Annotated in this window: 1 protein-coding gene; it reads right to left on the reverse strand. The window is 72.7% G+C overall.

Annotated features, from left to right (window positions below; genetic code table 11):
* The coding region (locus G6026_RS12630) for a family 43 glycosylhydrolase (protein WP_241728068.1) at positions 1-911 on the reverse strand (911 nt) is incomplete at its 3' end.
* Between the last annotated feature and the right edge of the window lie 24 nt (positions 912-935).

Here is a 935-nt window from a genome sequence, read left to right on the forward strand (position 1 = left end):
GGGGCCGCGGGGCGCAGGGTCAGCGCGCGGGTCACGGGCGCGCCCACACCGACGGCCGCGGGCACGGATGGCAGCCACTGTCCGTCGGCGAGGATCGGCAGTTCCGCTCGCCGCTTGTCGGGTCCGGTCAGTGTGGCGCGCAGGTCGCCGGAGTAGGCGGACCCCGTCGAGTCCATCCGCACCGAGGCGTCGAGCACCTGTCCGTCCCGGTCCGGCCGCAGCACCGCTCCACCGACCGCAGTGAGCCGTACGGGCAGGGTGACGACGGGATCGGCGGACCGTGTCGAGGAGGGGGTTCCGTCCCCGACCACGGGCCACCCGCTGTCCCAGTCCAGGCGGTCGAGCATCATGTAGCGCCGCTGCACCCCGTTGGGGAGCACGGCGCTGCCACGGGGGGCGGCGTGGTAGAGCATCCAGTCCTGCCCCGCGTCGTCGGTGGTCACGTCGACGTGACCCGGTCCCACCCAGCCGGCGTCACCCTTCAGGATCACGTCGCCGGGCAGCGGGGCACCCGGCCCCTGAACCAACGGGCGCTGCTGCCGATCGGAGTACGGGCCCATCACGTCGTCGGCGCGGCCACCCAACACCCGGTACTGGGACTGCTCGCCGTTGCAACACAGTCCAGCACTGGTGAACAGGTGCGTCCTGCCCTCGCGGCTGACGATGGCGGGGGCCTCGACGCCCGTACCGGCCACCAGGACGGGGTCGCCGATCAGAGCTGTCCCCGCTGGGTTCATCCGCACCGCGTGGATCCCCTCGAAGTTCCCCATGAACATGACCGGGCCGTCGGCCGTGAACACCACCTCGGGGTCCATCGGATCCAGATCCCGATAAGGCGCGTCGGCCCCGTAGCAGACGATCGGCGCACCGCCGTGGGTCCACGGGCCCTCGATCCCGGGCGCGGTGGCCATCCCGATACAGGGGGCCGGCCCGCC

This window comes from Dietzia sp. DQ11-38-2 (assembly GCF_014145055.1).
Lineage (GTDB): Bacteria > Actinomycetota > Actinomycetes > Mycobacteriales > Mycobacteriaceae > Dietzia.